Origin of the sequence: Chimaeribacter coloradensis, from assembly GCF_002858715.1 — a bacterium.
GTDB lineage: Bacteria > Pseudomonadota > Gammaproteobacteria > Enterobacterales > Enterobacteriaceae > Chimaeribacter > Chimaeribacter coloradensis.
In genome coordinates this window covers 1-485 of the sequence record NZ_PJZH01000075.1, presented here as the reverse complement: position 1 = coordinate 485, position 485 = coordinate 1, and the positions used below count along the sequence as shown (strand labels likewise).

The window sequence follows — 485 nt, the reverse complement described above, 5'->3', positions numbered from 1 at the left end:
TCAATAAATGAATTTAACCATGCTCGATGCACTATACGGTAAGAACCCTGGTTTTCATTTGCACGTTTTGCAGCCTTGCCCGCACCCACCTGCGCAATCAACAATCTCTTGGCTGCCTCTTCTGTAATTGTGCCTTTTATAAACCGGATAGTGTCTGTCAGCCCAAGGTGATGTGTCAGATAGATCAATTTGGCTTTTTCAGCATCATCTAACGCGGCAATACGATAACCCGCTTTTTCCAGTGCTTCCAGATTATGTACGCCATAATCAGTTGCTTTCATTACTTTTATTTTTCCCTAAGTTCCTTAAAAGGGGTTAAAGTAAGGGAACAGCTTAAAAGGATGTCCCCTTATCCTCAGATTAAGAAGTTATTTGTTTTTTTCCTTTTCCATTTCTAATTTCTTTTGTTCTTCCACATAGCCGCCATAAATCATTTCTACTTTTCCATTTTCATATTTAAAACGGGAGTCGTCATCGAAAACTAT

1 protein-coding gene is annotated in these 485 nt (G+C 39.0%); it reads right to left on the bottom strand.

Features of this window, described 5'->3' with window-relative positions; genetic code table 11:
* On the bottom strand, positions 1–281 hold a 281-nt coding region (locus CYR32_RS21580), incomplete at its 3' end, for a hypothetical protein (RefSeq protein ID WP_146000749.1).
* Positions 282–485: the final 204 nt, after the last annotated feature.